The sequence below is a fragment of the Micromonospora vulcania genome (genome assembly GCF_042658605.1).
Taxonomy (GTDB): Bacteria; Actinomycetota; Actinomycetes; order Mycobacteriales; family Micromonosporaceae; genus Micromonospora; species Micromonospora vulcania.
This window is the reverse complement of record NZ_JBHSQS010000002.1, coordinates 471,699-488,837: the sequence shown is the minus strand read 5'-3', so window position 1 is coordinate 488,837 and position 17,139 is coordinate 471,699. Positions and strand designations below refer to the sequence as shown.

10 protein-coding genes are annotated in these 17,139 nt (G+C 71.2%); 4 read left to right on the top strand and 6 right to left on the bottom strand.

Going from position 1 to position 17,139, the window contains the following annotated elements:
- Window positions 1-9: 9 nt before the first annotated feature.
- The gene (locus tag ACFQGL_RS04820) at window positions 10-3,984 is read right to left on the bottom strand and encodes a CHAT domain-containing protein (protein WP_377505882.1); all 3,975 of its coding nucleotides are present in this window, start codon (window positions 3,982-3,984) and stop codon (window positions 10-12) included.
- A 191-nt stretch (window positions 3,985-4,175) separates the two neighbouring features.
- On the opposite strand from ACFQGL_RS04820, the gene ACFQGL_RS04815 reads away from it, so the two are divergent.
- A complete protein-coding gene (locus tag ACFQGL_RS04815) occupies window positions 4,176-5,048 on the top strand; it encodes an aldo/keto reductase (protein WP_377505879.1) in 873 nt (290 codons plus the stop codon).
- A 24-nt stretch (window positions 5,049-5,072) separates the two neighbouring features.
- Here ACFQGL_RS04815 and ACFQGL_RS04810 read toward each other — a convergent pair whose 3' ends face one another.
- The 3 genes from ACFQGL_RS04810 to ACFQGL_RS04800 form a co-directional block, all read right to left on the bottom strand.
- Window positions 5,073-5,519, bottom strand: coding sequence for an effector-associated constant component EACC1 (locus ACFQGL_RS04810; protein WP_377505876.1), 447 nt, complete (start codon window positions 5,517-5,519; stop codon window positions 5,073-5,075).
- A 12-nt stretch (window positions 5,520-5,531) separates the two neighbouring features.
- Complete coding sequence (locus ACFQGL_RS04805) at window positions 5,532-7,748, bottom strand: M48 family metalloprotease (protein ID WP_377505873.1); 2,217 nt, start codon at window positions 7,746-7,748, stop codon at window positions 5,532-5,534.
- A gap of 174 nt (window positions 7,749-7,922) precedes the next feature.
- Window positions 7,923-8,714, bottom strand: a complete 792-nt coding sequence (locus tag ACFQGL_RS04800) for an esterase/lipase family protein (protein ID WP_377505869.1) — start codon at window positions 8,712-8,714, stop codon at window positions 7,923-7,925.
- 232 nt (window positions 8,715-8,946) lie between these two features.
- On the opposite strand from ACFQGL_RS04800, the gene ACFQGL_RS04795 reads away from it, so the two are divergent.
- Entirely contained in the window at window positions 8,947-10,308 is a 1,362-nt protein-coding gene (locus ACFQGL_RS04795) for a pentapeptide repeat-containing protein (RefSeq protein ID WP_377505866.1), read from the top strand.
- A 4-nt stretch (window positions 10,309-10,312) separates the two neighbouring features.
- Here the strand turns inward: ACFQGL_RS04795 and ACFQGL_RS04790 are convergent, their stop codons facing one another.
- Window positions 10,313-10,894, bottom strand: a complete 582-nt coding sequence (locus ACFQGL_RS04790; RefSeq protein ID WP_377505862.1) for a TetR/AcrR family transcriptional regulator — start codon at window positions 10,892-10,894, stop codon at window positions 10,313-10,315.
- 214 nt (window positions 10,895-11,108) lie between these two features.
- Here ACFQGL_RS04790 and ACFQGL_RS04785 point away from each other — a divergent pair, with 214 nt between their 5' ends.
- Entirely contained in the window at window positions 11,109-12,575 is a 1,467-nt protein-coding gene (locus ACFQGL_RS04785) for an MFS transporter (RefSeq protein ID WP_377505859.1), read from the top strand.
- A gap of 81 nt (window positions 12,576-12,656) precedes the next feature.
- On the opposite strand, the gene ACFQGL_RS04780 is transcribed toward ACFQGL_RS04785, so the two are convergent.
- Window positions 12,657-16,142 (bottom strand): BTAD domain-containing putative transcriptional regulator, encoded by a 3,486-nt coding sequence (locus ACFQGL_RS04780; protein WP_377505856.1) that lies wholly within the window; start codon window positions 16,140-16,142, stop codon window positions 12,657-12,659.
- 292 nt (window positions 16,143-16,434) lie between these two features.
- Here ACFQGL_RS04780 and ACFQGL_RS04775 point away from each other — a divergent pair.
- The coding region (locus ACFQGL_RS04775; protein WP_377505853.1) for a M23 family metallopeptidase at window positions 16,435-17,139 on the top strand (705 nt) is incomplete at its 3' end.

Sequence of the window (17,139 nt, the reverse complement as noted above, 5' to 3'; positions counted from 1 at the left end):
GGCCCCGGGTCAGGGGCCGAGGTGGGCGTACCCCGCCCAGGCGTCGGGCCGGTCGGGCAGCGCGGCACGGAGCTGGCGGACGGCGTGGTGCAGGGCGACCGCGGCCCGGTCGGGTGCGATCCCGCCGGGCACCGTCAGGCCCGCGTACAGGTCGGTGCAGAGCCGCACGGTCAACGCGTCCGAGATGGACCAGAGCGCGCCGATGACGTGCCGGAACCCGGCGAGCTGGAACGCGGTGCCGAGGGTGAGCGCCTCGTCCGGGAGGACCGCTCCACCGCGTACCGTCTCGCAGGCGGACAGGACGGCCAGCGCGGCCGGGCTGCCGGCGGGCCGCCACAGGTCCCGGACGTGCAGCGGGCCGCCCGCCAGCGCGAGGTGTCCCCGGGTCGGGGCGCGCAGGTCCTGCGTGCCGTGACAGGACAGGTGGACCACCGGCCGGTCGGGCAGCGCGGCGAGTACGGCCGCCGGAGTGGCCGCCGGGCCGAGCAGCGAACGGACCCGGGGCAGGTGCCGGCGGACGATCTCCTCCTCCCGGGCGACGCCGGGCAGGTCGGTCCGGCCGGGTGTCTGCGGCATGCCGACGACCAGCGCCGAGTCGACCGGATCGGGCCGGGACGAGACGCCGCGCCGGGCGTGCGCCAGCGCCCGCAGCGAGGCTGTGTACGACGACACCACCCGGTCCAGCACCCCGTCGCCGCCGCCGAGCGGACCGGCCGCGTGCACCGGCAGCAGGGTGAGCAGCCCGGTCGGGCACCACCACAACCGGGGCAGCTCCGCGTCGGCCTCCGGCGCCGGGACAGCCGCGTCGAGCACCGGTACGGCGACGGCCCGCCACAGCCAGTCCAGGGTCTGGCCGACCTCGGTGCGCGCCGCGGCCCGACGCCGTTGCCGGGCCGCCTCCGGGCCGTCCGGCGTCGCCTCCCCGGTGAGCACCGCGATCGCGGTCAGGAAGACCACCGTTCGCGCGACCACGTCGGCCATGGTCAGCTCGGGCAACGGCACCACGGTGACCTGCCCGTCGGCGACCACCAGGGCGTCGCAGCGCCGGTCGGCCACGTTGACCAGCACCACGGGGCCACCGACCGCCGACCGGGCCAGGGCGGCGAACGGAGGCGGGCGTAGGAAGTCGGCGAAGTCTGGCCGGTCGCGGATCTCGGCGAGCAGGTCTCGGCGTCGTACGGCGAGGTCGTACCGCCGCTCCGGGCCGCCCGGCGGATCCTGACCGTCGAGGGGGACCGGGTCGTCGCCGACGTGCTGCCGGAGGCCGAAGCCGTCCAGGGCGGACTGCAACTCGGCGAGCCGATCCGCCAGGCGGGGTGCCCTGGCCCGCAGCGCGGCCAGGTCGGTGCCCGCGTCGTGGGCCCGGGTCAGCAGCACGGCCCGGCCGTATTCGAGCAGCTCAACGGCACGTCGCGGCCGGTCCAGGGCGATGGCGACCGCCGCCGCGTCGCTGGCCAGCCCGCGGAACAATCCGAGCAGGCGGGTCTGGTCGTCGGGATCCATGCCGTGCCAGGCCACCAGGTCGATCAGCTCGATGGCGGTGGCGTACCCGTCGAGCGCGGTCGGCAGGTCACCGGCCTCGGCGGCGAGTTCCGCGTACCGGCTGGCCGCGTTCGCCCGCAGCAACGACGGCGCGGACTCCACCGCGGCGGCGGCGCGCAGCACGGCGGTCGCCTCGGCCGGGGCGTCGACCGCCTCCAGGGCGGTGGCCAGGTTGCTCAGGCACATGGTCCGGGCGGGATGCTCGGCGGGCAGCGCGTCGACCGCACCCCGGTAGGCGGCCAGCATGGCGGCCGCGTCGACTTCGTCGTGGCCGGCCCGGAACCGCAGCAGGAGCGCCGTGCCCAGGTTGGTGAGGAGCCGGTGCAGCTCCCCGTCGACCGCCGGCTGGCGCTCACTGAGCCGCTGGAACAGCCGCACCCCCTCGTTAAGCGCTGCCGGGTCGTCGTGCAGACGGTGTCGCAGCAGGTAGGCCAGGGCGAGGGTGCTGAGCGTCTCGACGTACTCGTCCGGGTCGGCCTCCTCCTCGGCCAGCTCGGCCGCCTCACGCAGAGCGGTCACGGCCACCTCGGCGTCTCTCGCGACGCTGGCCGCGACGCGGTCGACGGATGCGCTGTCGACCGGCAGCGCGTGGTCCAGGAAGAGCTCCACCCGGCGGTTCAACGCGGAGCCGTAATTGGTCAGCGCCGGCAGCCGGTCCGGGTGCCCGGGCGGCGTGGACTCGGTCACCAGTGCCAGCACCTGGATCGCCTCGGTCAGGGTCGCCAGGTCCTGGGTCACGCCGAACACAGCCGCCAGCACCAGGCCCAGGTTCGACCGGTACAGCGGCAGTGCCTCCGGGTCCGCCTCCGCCGCGGCGACAGCGGCCCGCGCCGCCAGGGCGGCCTGCTCCAGCAACGCCGGCTCCCCCGCCAGGTCGGACAGCTCGCGCAGGATGTTGCCCAGGTTGTTGAGCACCTGGTAGCGCAACCGATCGCCACCGGGCAGCAGTTGCTCCGCCTCGGCCAGGGCGGCCCGGGCGGCCCGGAGCGCGGTCACCCCGCCCAGGTCGGTGCGGCCCCAGGACAGCGCGGAGCCGAGGTCGGCGAGCCGGCGGGCCCGCTGGGCCGGCTCCCGGGCCGCAGCGACGCCGCCGCGCAGGAGTTTCACCGCCTCGGTGATGTCATCGGCCCGTCGCCGCTGCTGGTAGCGGGTCACCAGCAGGCGGCCCACCGTGTGGCGTACCTCGTCCCGGTCCATCCCGCCGTACGCCGGCCCGGCACCGGTCCCCGCCACCCGGTACGCCTCGATCGCCGCGTCGAGGTCGGCGGGGACGCCATCGGCCTGGTGCCGCTCGGCGAGCAGGGTGGCGAGCCCGGCCTGCGCGGTCCCGGACAACTCCGGGTCGAGCCCGCCGAACCCGGTCAACGCCGACCGGTACGCCTCGATCGCCGCGTCCAGGTCGGCGGGCACCTCGTCGCGCAGGAAACGTTCGGCGAGCGCGGTGCCGTGCAGTGCGGCGGCCCGGGGATCGCCGCCGGACCGGGCGGCGGCGAACACGTCGACCGCCTCGTCGAGGTCGCGTGGGCGGTCCCGCAGCCGCCACCGGTCGCGCAGCCGCTGCCCGAGGTTCACCCGTGCCATCACCCGCAGCGCGGGGCTGGCTCCGGCGGCCCGGGCGGCGTCGCGCAGCAGTGTGATCGACTCGTCCAGGTCCGCAGGGGCGCTGTCGACGTCGTACCGGTCGCCGACCACGTTGCCGAGGTTGAACAGCCGGACCGGCCGTTCCGAGTCGCCGACCGGGGTGGACTCCAGGCTCTCCCGGTGCGCCTTGATGGCGGGCGGCAGGGCCTGCCGCCGGCCGAGGTGCTGGTACTGGTCGCGGTGCACCTTGCCGAGCGCGGACAGGTAGTGCAGGCGCTCCGCCGTACCGGGCGGCGCACCGGCCACCGCCCGCCGCAGCAGCGACTCCGCCCGGTCCGCCGCCCGGTAGTCGCGACTGCGCTCGGCGGCGCCCATCAGCATGACGGCCTCCAGGAACAGAGCGCCGGCCTCGGGGTCGGCCGCCCCGGGCGTACGCCCGCCCCGACCGCCAGCGGCCGCGGACGCCGGCCCACTGGCGGCCCGGGGGCCGGGTACCCGACCGCGCTCCGGCGGTGGCCGGTGGGCCTGCAGCATGGCCAGCAGCGACGGCGGTACGAGCTGCGGTGCGAGGTGCAGCAGGGTCTCGCTGAGGGTGACCGCCTTGCGAAGGTCGTCGGCGTCCTCGCCGGAGGGCAGCAGTTGGTAGCGGTACCAGTGCAGGCAGGCGAGAAGGAAGATGCCCTCGGCGACCCGCTCGGGCAGCGGCCCTGGCTGGGGTGCGCCCGCCACCACCTCCAGGACGGCGTCGGCGTCGCGGAGCGCGCCGGAGTCGAGCACCTCCCGAGGTGCCTGGGTGGTGCCGAACCGGTTCAGCCGTTCCCGCAGCCGGTCCACCGGGTCGGACTTAGATCGTCGCCACATCGCGCCTCCCCCGACCGGTCGCACCGGCTTCGATCAGGGGTAGCAGACCGGGCCGGGCGGACGCCAGCAGTTCCGTCCGGGGAGTTGCCGTGTCGCGGCCCATTCGTGGTACGCCGGCCGACTTCCGGGGCATGATCAACAGGTGGCGGAGTTCTCACCTCCGCCGCGACGACACGATTGGGGATCCGCGCATGACGACCGATGCCAGCAAGCAACCCGCGAAGGCCTCCGGTACCTACCGGATCGGAGGCGACCTCACCGTCGACCGGCTCGGCTACGGAGCGATGCAGCTCACCGGGCCCGGCGTCTGGGGTGACCCGAAGGATCCGGCCGAGGCGGTCCGGGTGCTGCGCCGGGCGGTCGAGCTGGGCGTGACGTTCATCGACACCGCCGACTCGTACGGCCCGTTCGTCTCCGAGCTGCTGATCCGCGAGGCCCTGCACCCGTACGCCGACGACCTGGTCATCGCGACCAAGGGTGGGTTCACCCGGTCCGGCCCGGGTGACTGGCGCGCGGTCGGCCGACCGGAGTACCTGCGGCAGCAGTGTGAGCTGAGCCTGCGTCACCTCGGCCTGGACAGCATCCCGCTCTACCAGCTGCACCGGATCGACCCGAAGGTGCCGCTCGCCGATCAGCTGGGTGAGCTGGCGCTGTTGCAGCAGGAGGGCAAGATCCGGCACATCGGGCTGTCCGAGGTGAGCGTCTCGCAGATCGAGGAGTCCCGCGCGATCACCTCGATCACCTCGGTGCAGAACCTGTACAACCTCGCCAACCGCAACGCCGAGGACGTGTTGGAGTACTGCGAGCGCAACGACCTCGCGTTCATCCCGTGGTTCCCGATCGCCACCGGTGAGCTGGCCCGCCCGGGCGGCCCGCTGGACACGATCGCCGCCACCCACAGCGCGACGCCCGCGCAGCTCGCGCTGGCCTGGCTGCTGCGCCGGTCGCCGGTGATGCTGCCGATCCCGGGTACGTCCTCCGTCGCGCACCTGGAGGAGAACGTGGCCGCGGCGCAGGTGCAGCTCACCGACGACGAGTTCGAGGCACTGGCCAAGGCGGCCTGACCGGTTCAGGCGGGCGCCACCGGTTCAGTCGGTGGCGCCCGGCCCCGGCTCCGGCGTGCCGCCCGGCCGCGGTCCCTCGGCCTCGGTGGCCTGGGCCTCGGTGGCTTGGGCGGCGCGCAGCGCCTCGGTGGCCTGGGCCAGCAGCCGGGCCGAGTCGGTACGCCCGGTCACCTGGAGTTCCACCTCGGCATCCCCGGCCTGGATCCGGATGCTGGCCTCGGTGCGCTGCTGATCCACCCAGGACTGCAACAGGTTGAACAGGCCCGGCAGCAGGCCCTGGGCCAGCACCGCGATGATCACGGCGTCGCTGAAGCCCGGCCGTCCCCCGCCGCCACCGGCCCGACGGACCACCGGCCGGTACTGCGGGCTGCGGTGGATCCAGTCGAGCAGGGCGACCGGCGGCGGCTGGGGGTGGCGGGGGTTGATGGTCAGTCGGACGGGCAGTCGGGCCTGGGCGTCGCTGTCGGTCACGGTCTCTCCCGGTCAGTTGGCGACGGCGCGGAAGGCGACCGTGTCCCCGTCGGCGGTGGCCACGCCAGCGACGGTGAACTCATCCTCCTCGCTGAACGGTGAACTGCCGCCGAAGTAGGTGGTGGTGCCGCTGACCTGCACCCTGCCCTGGGTCTCGAACGGCGTGCCGACCTGGGCGGTGGCCGGGCCGGTCAGCTCGACGGCGAGCTTCGGGTACTCGAGGATCTTCCAGGTGACCTTCTGAGCGCCACCACCGTAGTAGCGGAACGGGCAGCCCGGCGGCGCGGCGACGGTCTGCTTGGCGCACTCGTCCAACCAGGTCCGTACGCGGGCCTCGACCGCCGCCACCGCCGCCGGCTTGAGCACCGGAACCAGCCCCAGGGTGGCCTCGCTCTGCCCCGGGCCGACCGGCACGGTCTCGGTCGGCGCCTCGCTGAGCGCGCTGGACGAACCGGTGGCGGTGTACGCGCCCGGCAGCAGCACCAGCGCGGGGCCCTCGGTGGCTCCCGGCAGCTCCACCCCGTTGAGCCGCACCCCCGGCCCGGCGACCCCGACGTTGAGCGGGATCAGCCCGCCGAGCACCTGCCAGCCATGGAACAGCCCGGCGGTGGCCTCGTCGTCGCGGTGCAGGGTAACGGTGGTGGTCCGCCGCTCGCCGGCCAGCCGGTACGCCACCTCGGCGGTGGCGTCGTCACCGTCACGCTCCAGCCTGCTGATCTCGACGTCGGTCGGTGGTTTGTAGCCCTCGCCGCGCAGCAGTTGGGCGAGCAGTCTGCGATCGGTCACCGTGGCCCGATCCTGCTCGGTCAGGAAGCCGAGTGCGGCGTCGCTGTCCCGGTCGGCGAGCGCGGCGAAGTATCCGCCCACCGCCGCCTGGGGGCGGAAGAACGCCCACTGCACGATGCCGAGCCCACCGGTGCCGACGCAGGCGACCAGCAGGAGGGCGCCCACGAGCAGCCAGGTGCGCCGGCTGCCGACCGGACCGGACCGGCCGAACAGCCGCTCGGCGGTGACCGGGCCCGGCTCGCTCACCCCGGCGGGCACACCGGCCACCGACGCCCGGTCCAGCGCGTCGAGCCGGAGTTCGTGCGGTGGATGGGTGGCACAGACCGCCTCGTCCCAGCCACTGCGGCCACTCTCGAAGGACAGCCGCCGTTCCAGGATCCGCCGCAACCCCTCGACGTGCCCGGTCACCACCGCGCCGAGGTCGGCCCGGTACTCCGCGGCCCGCACGTCGCGGGCGTGCAGCGGCAGCACCACGTATCGCATGGTGAGCAGCACCGGCCAGAAGAACAGGAAGACCACGAAGTTGGTGGCCGGGTGCGGGAAGGTACGCATCAACCAGGTCGGCAGAGCGTGCGCGAGGGTCAGCGGCAGGCCGACACCGCGGACGAAGGCGCTGGTGATCTCGTCCCCGGTACGCCAGTGCACCAGCTCGTGGCTCAGCAGCGCGGCGACCTCGTCGTCCGGCTCGGTCAGCACGGCGGTGGTGACCACCACGTGCCGCGCGTACGTGCGGGCGTTGCTCAGGACCGGGTCGTCCTCCATGAGCAGTCGCGGAACGGTGGGCAGGCCGAGCCGTCGGGCGCAGTCGTCCAGCACCGGGCGCAGCCGCGCGTACTCGCGGCGGCTGGGTTGGCGGGCGCCGGAGACCACCAGCAGGCGCGGTTCCAGCAGCACCCGGTAGAGCGTGTAGAGCACCCCGATCAGCGCCGCCGCGACGACCGTGCCGAGCAGGCCGGTAACCAGCGCGAAGGGCTCGTCGGCGGTGCCCACCCAGGGCAGCACCAGCACGGCGAGGAAGCCGATCAGGAACCCGACGGCGAAGCCGAGAACACCCCCGAGCACACCGCCGGAGCGGGTCAGGAACGCCTCCAGCAGCGGGCCGATCAGCGGCGCGTCGCGCAGCACCGACGGCGCCTGGTCGTCGGTGCCCAACCCGCCGGCGAAGAGCCCGGCGGCGGCGAAGGTGAGGCCGCCCCAGAACGCCAGGAGCAGCGCGATCGGCAGGTAGAGCCAGGTGGCGACGAAGGCGCCGAGCACGCCCCGCCAGTCCCGCAGGATCCCGGCGCGCAGCCAGACCAACGCACTGGGGTAGCCGGGTGGCCGGTCGGCGAGGCCGCCGGTGGGCGGCGGCGTGTGGTCGGCCGGCGGTTCGGCGGCCCGGACGTCGAGCTGCGGCACGGTGGGTGGAGTGCTCTCGGGCGGCACGGCGTGCGGCTCGGTCATGGCGCGCTACTCCTTCGCGGGGCCACGTCCACTGTCGGGAGTGGACGGCCGGAGCAGGCTATCGAGCACATCGGATGTCTGCCACACCGGTTCACCGGACCGTTGCCCAACCGACACCCACGGTCGTGCTGCCGCGCGGGGTGGTCCCGGTCGGGACCACCCCACGCGGACCGGTCAGAGCGCGAGGCAGTTGGGTCGCACCGGGCCGTCGGCCAGGGCGCCACGCACGATGGTGTACGCGGTGCCGTCGAGCACCAGACCGAGGTGCCCGACCACCCGCAGCGGGCAGTACGCCTGGATCAGCACGTTCGTCGCGCCGTCGTTGACGGCGGCGTTCCCGGTCGGTCGGACCAACTCGTCCTGCAGGGTCCGGATGGTGGTGTAGCGCACCGCGCCCGGTGTGTCGTCACCGTCGTTGAGGTCGGCGAGGAACGCCGATCCGATGGTCATCTGCTGGCAGGCCACGATGCCCGCGCAACTGCCGAGGCCCAGGAACGCCACGATGTTGGCCACGTAGGTGCCGTACTGCGGGGTGCCCAGGCTGACGTACCGGCCGATGGCGGCGGTGCCACCGAGCCGCTTGAGGAAGTAGCGGGAGACCAGGCCACCCTCGGAGTGGGCGACCACGTCCACGGTGGCGGCGCCGGTGCTGGCGCGTACCTGGTTGACGTAGGTGGCGAGGGCACGGGCCGAGGTGGGGATGTCACCGAGGCCGAGGCCGGGCAGCTGGTAGATGAAGGTGCGGTACCCGTCGGCGCGCAGCCGGGCGGCGATCGGCTCGTACGCGACGGCGACACCGCTGAGCCCGCCGACCACGATGACGGGGTTGGCCGCCGCGGTCGCGCGGACCGGGGCCGCCGTGGCGGGGGCCGCGGGCTCGGCAGGGGCGGCGTTCGCCGTGGCGGTGGAGGTGAGCACGGCGGCGGTGGCGAGGGCCAGGACGAGGACGGTCTTTCGGAGCAGCATGGCTGCACCTCCGGTGGGAGGCACCCGGCGAACCGGGCAGGTGGGTGGGGGTGTCCGGTCGACCGTGCGCCGATGATGCCCGCAACAATTTGGAAACGTCAATGACTTGTTACGCGCCGGTAACCCGTTGTTCCGCTGGGGGTACAAACCGGCATCCCGGATCACTCCACACCGGACACCCGACCCCGACCGGCGCACCCCGGCGCGGGACGGCGGATGGCATGCTGTGGCCGTGGCCGCCGACGAACCCACCGAACACCGGCTGCGGGTGATGCCGTGGTGGCTGGTCCTGGGCGGCCTGCTGCTCGCCGCCGCCCTCGGCTGGCTGGTGCTGGACCTGCTGCTCACCGAGGCCGACCGGGCCAGCCAACCGGACACCCGGGCCACGCTGCGCATCGACGCGATCCGCACCGGCCTGACCGTGGTCGCCGGCACCGGCGGCGCGTTGGCGCTGCTGTTGGCCGCCCGCCGTCAGTGGATCACCGAGCGCGCGCAGCGGCACCAGGAGAGCGTCGCCGCTCGGGACCAGGCGCACCGCGACCGGGTGCAGGCGCACGCCGAATCGGTGGCCGAGGCCGCGCAGCGGCACCAGGACCGGCAGTCCGGCGCGGCCGAGCACGACGCGGCCGAGCGCCGGTTGACCGAGCTCTACACCCGGGGCGTCGAGCTGCTCGGCGACGACAGCGCGGCGGTACGCCTCGGTGGGCTGCACGCGTTGGAGCGCCTCGGCCAGGACAATCCGGCCCAGCGGCCGACGATCGTGGCGGTGCTCTGCGCGTACCTGCGGATGCCGGCGCCGGACGACGAGCCGCGCGAGACCGAGGTCCGGCGCACCGCGCAGCGGGTGCTCACCCGGCACCTGCGCGCGGACGACGACTCGGCGTACTGGCCGCAGGTGGTGCTCGACCTGACCGGCGCCCGGCTGGTCGACTTCGACGTCACCGGCTGCACGCTGACCGACGCTGACCTCACCGGGGCGGTGTTCACCGGCGTGACCAGCTTCGCCGGTACGACCGCCCGGGGGCGGCTCGCCCTCGGGGCGGCGGTCTTCGACGACGTGGTCTTCGACGATCTGGCGGCCGAGGCCGCGGTCGTGCTGGACGGTGCCCGGTTCCGCGGCCAGGCCAGCTTCGACCGGGCCGAGTTCACCGCCGGCCTGTCCTGCCAGCGGGCGAGCTTCGCCGGCCCGACGTCATTTCGCCGGGCGGCGTTCCACCAGCCGACCAGCTTCGACGCGACCCGCTTCGAGGACACCGCGACGTTCCAGGAGGCCGTCTTTCACGGCGGCCTGTCGATGGAGCACACCGAGTTCGGCGGTCCCGCCGGCTTCCACTCCACCCGGTTCGCGGACCTGGCCCTGTTCCGCTGGACGATGTTCGGCGCGGAGTCGGTCTTCGACCAGGCTCAGTTCCACGGTCCGGCGAACTTCGGCCGGGCCCGGTTCGAGGGTGGGGCCAGCTTCGACGGCGCGCGGTTCGGCCAGCCACCGCTGGTGGACCAGGCCCGGGCGACGGCCGACGGCGGGCACCTCTGGCCGGCGGGAACGGTGGTCGAACGGCTCGACGACGAGTGGCTGCTGCTCGTCGACCGCTGAGCGGTCAGCCCTTCCCGGCGAGCGGGCGCAGGCCGTCCAGGGCGACGCCGAGCACCCGGTCCCGCTGCTCGGGCGACGGGAACTGGGCCATCGTGAGGCCACTGAGCAGCCGTACCACGTCGTCGAAGTCGACGTCGGCGCGGACGGCGCCGGCTTCCTGCGCGCGGCGCAGCATCGGCTCACCGGCGACGTAGATCTCTGTCCGGCAGTTCTGGAAGATCGCCGAGTCGCGCAGCAACTCCTCGGCCAGCGCCCGCTTGGTGGCCACGTACGCGACGAAGCGGTGCAGCCAGGCGACCAGGGCGTCCCACGGGGGCAGGTCGGCCAGGTCGGCGGCGGTCAGGCTGAGCGCCCGGACCTCCTCGACGTAGACGGCCTCGAACAGCTCCTGACGGTTGGCGAAGTTCCGGTAGAGGGTGCCGATGCCGACCCCGGCCCGGCGGGCCACCTCCTCCAACGAGGCCGCCGCGCCGCTCTCGGCGAACGCCTCGCGAGCGGCGGCGACGAGCGAGTCGTAGTTGCGCCGGGCGTCGGCCCGCTTGGGCCGCCGTGCGAAGACCTCAGGCGCCTGACCCGCGCTGGTCATGACGTACGTCACCTCACCTTGGTTGCAACCGGAGGCAACCCTCCGCTAGCTTAATGGAGGCACCCCTCCGGAATGTCCGGAGCCTTGCCTCCGGTTAGCTTACCTCGGGACCGGCACGATCCGCGTGGCCGCCCGACCCGGATCCCGACGGCCCGCCCGCCCCGCACGACGGGTGACAAACCTCCTTCCGTACCAATCAGGGGAGTTTTCTCTCATGGCACTGCCCTCCCGACGCGGCTCGCGTCGGCTCACCTTCACCGTGCTCGCGGCCGGCGCCGGGTTCTTCTCGATGCTCCAGTCGCTGATCACCCCGGTGCTGCCGACCATCCAGCACGACATGCACACCTCCCAGAACACCGTGACCTGGGTCCTGACCGCCTATCTGCTCTCCGCGTCGATCTTCACGCCGATCCTCGGCCGGGTCGGCGACATGGTCGGCAAGGGTCGGATGCTCGTCGTCTCGCTCGCCGCGCTGGCCATCGGCTGTCTGCTGGCCGCCATCGCGCCGAGCATCGGCGTTCTGATCATCGCCCGGGTGGTGCAGGGCATCGGCGGCGCGGTCTTCCCGCTGTCGTTCGGCATCGTCCGCGACGAGTTCCCCGCCGCGCGGGTATCGTCCGCGGTCGCCGCCATCTCGGCGATCGTCGCCGCCGGCGGTGGCCTGGGCGTCGTGCTGGCCGGCCCGATCGTCGCCGCGCTGGACTACCGGTGGCTGTTCTGGATTCCGATGGTCGTGGTCGGGCTGACCGCCGTCGCCGCTTACCTGTTCGTGCCCGAGTCGCCGGTTCGTACCCCCGGTCGGATCGACTGGCGGGCCACCCTGCTGCTCTCCGGCTGGCTGGTCGCGCTGCTGCTGCCGATCAGCCAGGGCGCGGCCTGGGGCTGGACCTCCGGCCGGGTGCTCGGCCTGCTGGCGCTCGCCGTGGTGCTGCTGGTCGGCTGGCTGGTCGCCGAACTGCGCTCGGACAACCCGCTGATCGACATGCGGATGATGCGCCTGCCCGGCGTCTGGACCACCAACCTGGTCGCGCTGCTCTACGGCGCGTCGATGTTCTCCGTGTACGCGTTCCTGCCGCAGTTCGCGCAGGCTCCGCCCGCCGCCGGCTACGGCTTCGGCGCCAGCATCAGCGAGGCGGGCCTGCTCATGCTGCCGATGCTGGTCGCGATGTTCGTCGCCGGCCTGGTCGCCGGCCGACTCCAGGCCAGCTTCAGCGCCAAGGCTCAGCTCACCACCGGCGCCGCGTTCAACGTGGCCGCCTCCCTGATGCTGGCCACCGCGCACGACACCCGCTGGGAGGTCGCCGTGGCCGGCGGCCTGGCCGGTCTCGGCATCGGGCTGGCCTTCGCCTCGATGGCCAACCTGATCGTGGGCAGCGTGCCGGCCAGCCAGACCGGCGTGGCGACCGGTATGAACGCCAACATCCGCACCATCGGTGGTGCCATCGGCGCCGCCGTGGTCAGCGGCGTGATCACCGCGAACCCGCAGGCCAACGGACTGCCCCGGGAGGCCGGGTTCACGATGGGCTTTCTGGTCCTCACCGGCATCGCCATCGCGGCCACGCTCGCGTCGTTCGCCGTCCCGGCCGCCCGGCGGGCGTCGGCCGGTCGCCGGCCGTCCACCGCGACGATCGTCGAGTCGGAGCTAGCCGGCGAGTTCGCCACGGTGCCGTCGACCCGCTGACCCGCAGCGGCGCCCGGGGTGATCCACACCCCGGGCGTCGCCGTATCCGCCGATTGCGCGGATATGCATCCCGACGAACACTCAGGGATGGTCGCCGCTCGCGGAGACTCGGGCCAGTACGGACAGGGCACGCTCCTCACCAGGAAGATGCCCAGTACGGCGGTGACTGTTACCCGCGCGAATCGCGTACGCCTTGGCCTCCTCGTGCTCGCCGCTGGACAACTGAGCCTCGGCGAGAGCGGTTAACGCCAGTCCTTTCAGGATCGCGTACCGGTTCCGATCGGCAAGCGCCAAGGCTCCGGCGGCGTGACTGTTCGCGGCGGTCGAATGCCCGAGTCGCGCGTAACTGGTGGCCAATCCCAGCTTGGCCACGATCCGCGGATGGGCTCGCAGGGCGGGCCGGAACGACAGCGCACGTTCGTAGCAGCGAATCGCCTTCTCCTGGTCACCCTCTGCTGCACTAAGCGCGGCCATCAGGCTGAGGAATTCGCCATCATTACAACTCCCCCTCACCTGTTGGAACAAAATTTCGACCTCCCCCACCAGCTTGGCTGCCATCTGAAGATCACCCCCGGCCACGCGAATAGTGGTGATCCCGATGAGAGCGTTCAGTTCTCGTCTCAAGTAGCCGTACTCACGTGAAATAGTCAGCGACCGCGACAACGCGACCAAGGCCCTTTGATTCTGGCCGAGATCATGGTAGGTACTCCCGAGCGACTCGAGCAAGGCGGCCCGCGCCGCTCCCGTCTGTGCGTTCTCCTCAAGCAGGCTCAGCCCTCTATCGAGAGTCTCCACGGCCTGCCCAAGTCGCCCCATCAACCGGTAACTTGTACCTAAATTGTTCAGAGAGACAGCCTCCTGCAACCTCCGTCCTTGCCGTCGCCAATGCCTTACAGCTCGTCGGTGGAGTCTTGCCGAGGCCTCCGCCTGCCCAAATTCGGAATAGATTATGCCGAGATTCGTAATGGCACTCACGCGGCGTGTCGACCAGGCGAGCCGAGAGCTGATCCTCATCGCCAGAGTGGTGTGTTCGATGGCAGCTCGGGAACCGCCAAGAACGCAATAGACCTGCCCTAGACTCATGTTCATCGCCGCCTCGGCCGCCGGATCCTTCGAATGCTTGGCGGCCGCCAGCCCCATTTGCGACACCCTTAGCCAGCTAGTCGGACCGACCCGCTGCCACAGATAGCCGCGAAGTCCGTCGGCTAGTAGCCATACCGTCGTCCATCTACCCCGGTCTGCGGCGCATTGAATGGCCGCTCGGAGGTTATTCCACTCATCGTCCAGCCACGCCAGAGCCTCGGCTTTGCCTTCAAGAACAAGCGACGGGATGATAGAGGTATTCGTTGGCTCCGCCGGGCGAAGCAGCTGCGGGTAGAGTATTTTGGCAGCCACACCCACCCCGTGCACATACCAGTTGAGTAGACCGTTCAAGGCCCTGGTCTCGCCGACCCCGCCCAATAAGGTAGCGCGCTCGTGTGCGTAGTGCCGGAGCAGGCCGTGGAAAGTGTAGCGACCGGGCGCGCACTCCTCCACCAGATGGGCCGCCGCGAGCTGATCCAGCATTCGTTCTGCGTGGGCTTGTGTGGTGCCGTAGAGCGCGGCTGCGGCATTCGGCGTGTAGGTCCGGCCGGGAACTAGACCGAGCAGTTGGAAGAGTCGCTGCGATTGGCGGGGAATCGCAGCATACGACAGGTCGAAGGCGATCCTAACCGCCGAACCCGCGTCATCCGTGACCCCTAAGGTGGCGAGTCGATCGGGCACCTGCAGCAGACTGACGTAGTCGGCAATGGACTGTCGCCGATGGTCTGCGAGGTATGCCGCCGCGATGCGGAGCGCCAGCGGGAGATGAGCGCAGATATTGGCAAGCTGGTCTGCGGCATCCGGTTCCGCCAGCACCCGCTGTTCGTTGAGCATGTGACTGAGCAGCCGACGCGATTCATACGGCGTGAGGACGTCTAGCGAGACGCGATGAGCTCCCTCGCGCGCCACCAACCCGGTAAGTCGATCGCGGCTGGTGGCGAGGACGAGGCAACCAGCACCGCCTGGAATCAACGGACGCAGCTGCTCCACCGAGCGGGCATTGTCCAGCACGACGAGCACCCGCCGACTGGCCAATATCGATCGATACATCGCGGCTGCTCGGTCAGTGTCTGCTGGTATCGCGTCCGGGCGAATTCCTAGCGAACGGAGGAGGGCGCCGAGCACCTCGATCGGTTGCATAGGCGGCTCCGTGGAATATCCGTGCAGATCGACGTACAGTTGTCCGTCGGGGAAATGGTCCACGACCTTGAGCGCCCAGTGTGTTGCGAGTGCCGTCTTACCCACACCAGCAGTGCCAACAATCGCCGCGATGGCCACTGCTGGTGCGAATCCGTCGCTGCTCGGCAGGATGCTGTTCAGTTTCGCCAGCGCGGCCGACCGACCGATGAAGCATGCCGAAGCGGCGGGCAACTCTTGAGGGGGCGGAGCGGTCACGCCCCGCACGGGACCGGTCCTCTCGACGGCCGATTGCGCTGGCGGCACCCCGGCAGGCCGCGAAAGGACCACCTCCTGGCGAAGCACGCGCTGATGCAGCTCGATGAGCTCTGGCCCGGGATCGATGCCCAGATCGTCTGCCAGCCTCCCCCGGATCTTGCCATACGCGGCCAGTGCCTCGGCTTGGTGACCGGTCTCGGCCAACGCCGCGATCAGCCGGAGGTGCACGGGTTCGTGCAGGGTGTGGCTTTCGGACAAGGCCCGCAGCAACGGCAAGGCGCGCTGGTGGGCGTCCTGGGCTGCACAGATTCGAGCGAACAGCAAGGTTGCGGCGATCTTTTCCTCGACCAGTCGGGAAACCAGCGGATGGCCGTGGAGCCGTGGGACGTCGGAGAGTGGGTCGTCCCGCCACAGTTCGAGAGCGGTCTCGATCAGGGTCAGCGCCCGTGTCGGGTCAGCGGGGTCAGCGGATTCCTGCACGAGTTGCCGAAATTGTGCGACGTCAATCTGGCCGGGAGCTGAGGATAGGCGATATCCACCGGGCACGAGCATGAGGATTTTTGACTGCTCGCGCGGCGGTCGCAGTGGTTCGAGGACCTGCCGGGCGCGCGTTACGTAGGCTTGCAGGAGCCGGACAGCTCCCGGCGGCGGGCGGTCTCCCCAAAGAAGATCGATCAGCTGATCGCGCGGGACGGTGCGGTCCGGGCTGAGCGCAAGCCGACCAACCACGGTCCGCGCCCCTTCGGATTGAAGGCTGACAAGGGCTGCGCCCCGTTTCAGAACAAGCGGACCGAGCACCTCGATCCTGATCGGCGTTGCTGAGGACGTCGCCAATTCAGGATCTGGAATTGCCGGGTCGAGGCGGCTGGGTTGAATTGAACGAGTTCTCTCCTGAAAGCTAGCCGCCTGCTGACCGGTGAGACGCAGTGCCTCGACAAGTGCTCGGACCGACCTCGGATGCGGATGCCGGGTGCGTCGCTGTTCCAGATCACGAATTGTGGCGACACTGAGTCCGGCTTTCTTACTAAGTTCCTGCTGGCTCAAATTGACAGCCTGGCGATGCTGCCGTAATACGTCGGCAAAGTCCATTCGGCGCTCCCCGTATAACGCTTTCCTGCATTTCTGACGTACCGGTCAGGATAGCGGTGTTCCAAGTGCTCATGATCCCAACTTCGCAAAGCGTACTAAAATGCGCCTCATCGGCCTTGATCGCTACTCGCCGAGCAACGACCGGTCCCCCAGGCGACTCGTGGGCGGCCTCTCCGGTACGGCTTTCCTACGGGCTTCGCGGCGTCGCCGCGACGTGTGCGGGGAGCGGCACCCTGATTCCGCCGTTCAGGAGTTCGCCTGGCCGGCGGAGTCAGGAGTTCGAGGGAGTGACATGGCTCTACCGCTTCATCGCCGCCTCGCCGCGGTAGCCGTCTCGGCCGTGACGGCCGGTGCCGGGTTCACCGTGGTTGTTGCCAGCCCGGCGACCGCAGCCGGCCCGCGGCCCCTGTTCCAGCTGCCAGTCACCTGTCAGGAGACCTGGCGGCTGGCCACCTATGAAGGTCACGACGACTACGACATCGACATGACGCCAACAAGGGGCGAGGCATGGTATCGGCCGATCCTCGCATCCTACGGGGGCACGGTTATCAGGTCCGGCATCGACGGCACGCTTGGCGGGCGGACGCCGTCGAACCCGAACGGTCCGCCGGGAACCGGTGGCGGCTACTACGTGAAGATCGATCATGGGTCGGGCTGGCAGACCCTCTACCTGCACATGGTGGAACCACCGATGGTGACGGTTGGCCAGAGGGTCACGATCGGTCAGCAGTTGGGCAAGGTTGGCAGCACTGGCAAGTCGAGTGGCCCGCACCTGCACTTCGAGCAGCAGCGCGACGGCGCCAAGATCGAGTCGTGGTTCAACGGCGTACGGTCGGGGATCACCCACGACAACTCGGATTACAGCGTTACCCGAAAGAGCAACAACTGCGGTGACCAATCCGCTCCGCCCGGGGGGACCGATGTTTCGGATGTGAGTGGTGATGGCCACGCGGATGTGTTGGCGACGAAGCCCGACGGCACGCTCTGGTACTACCCG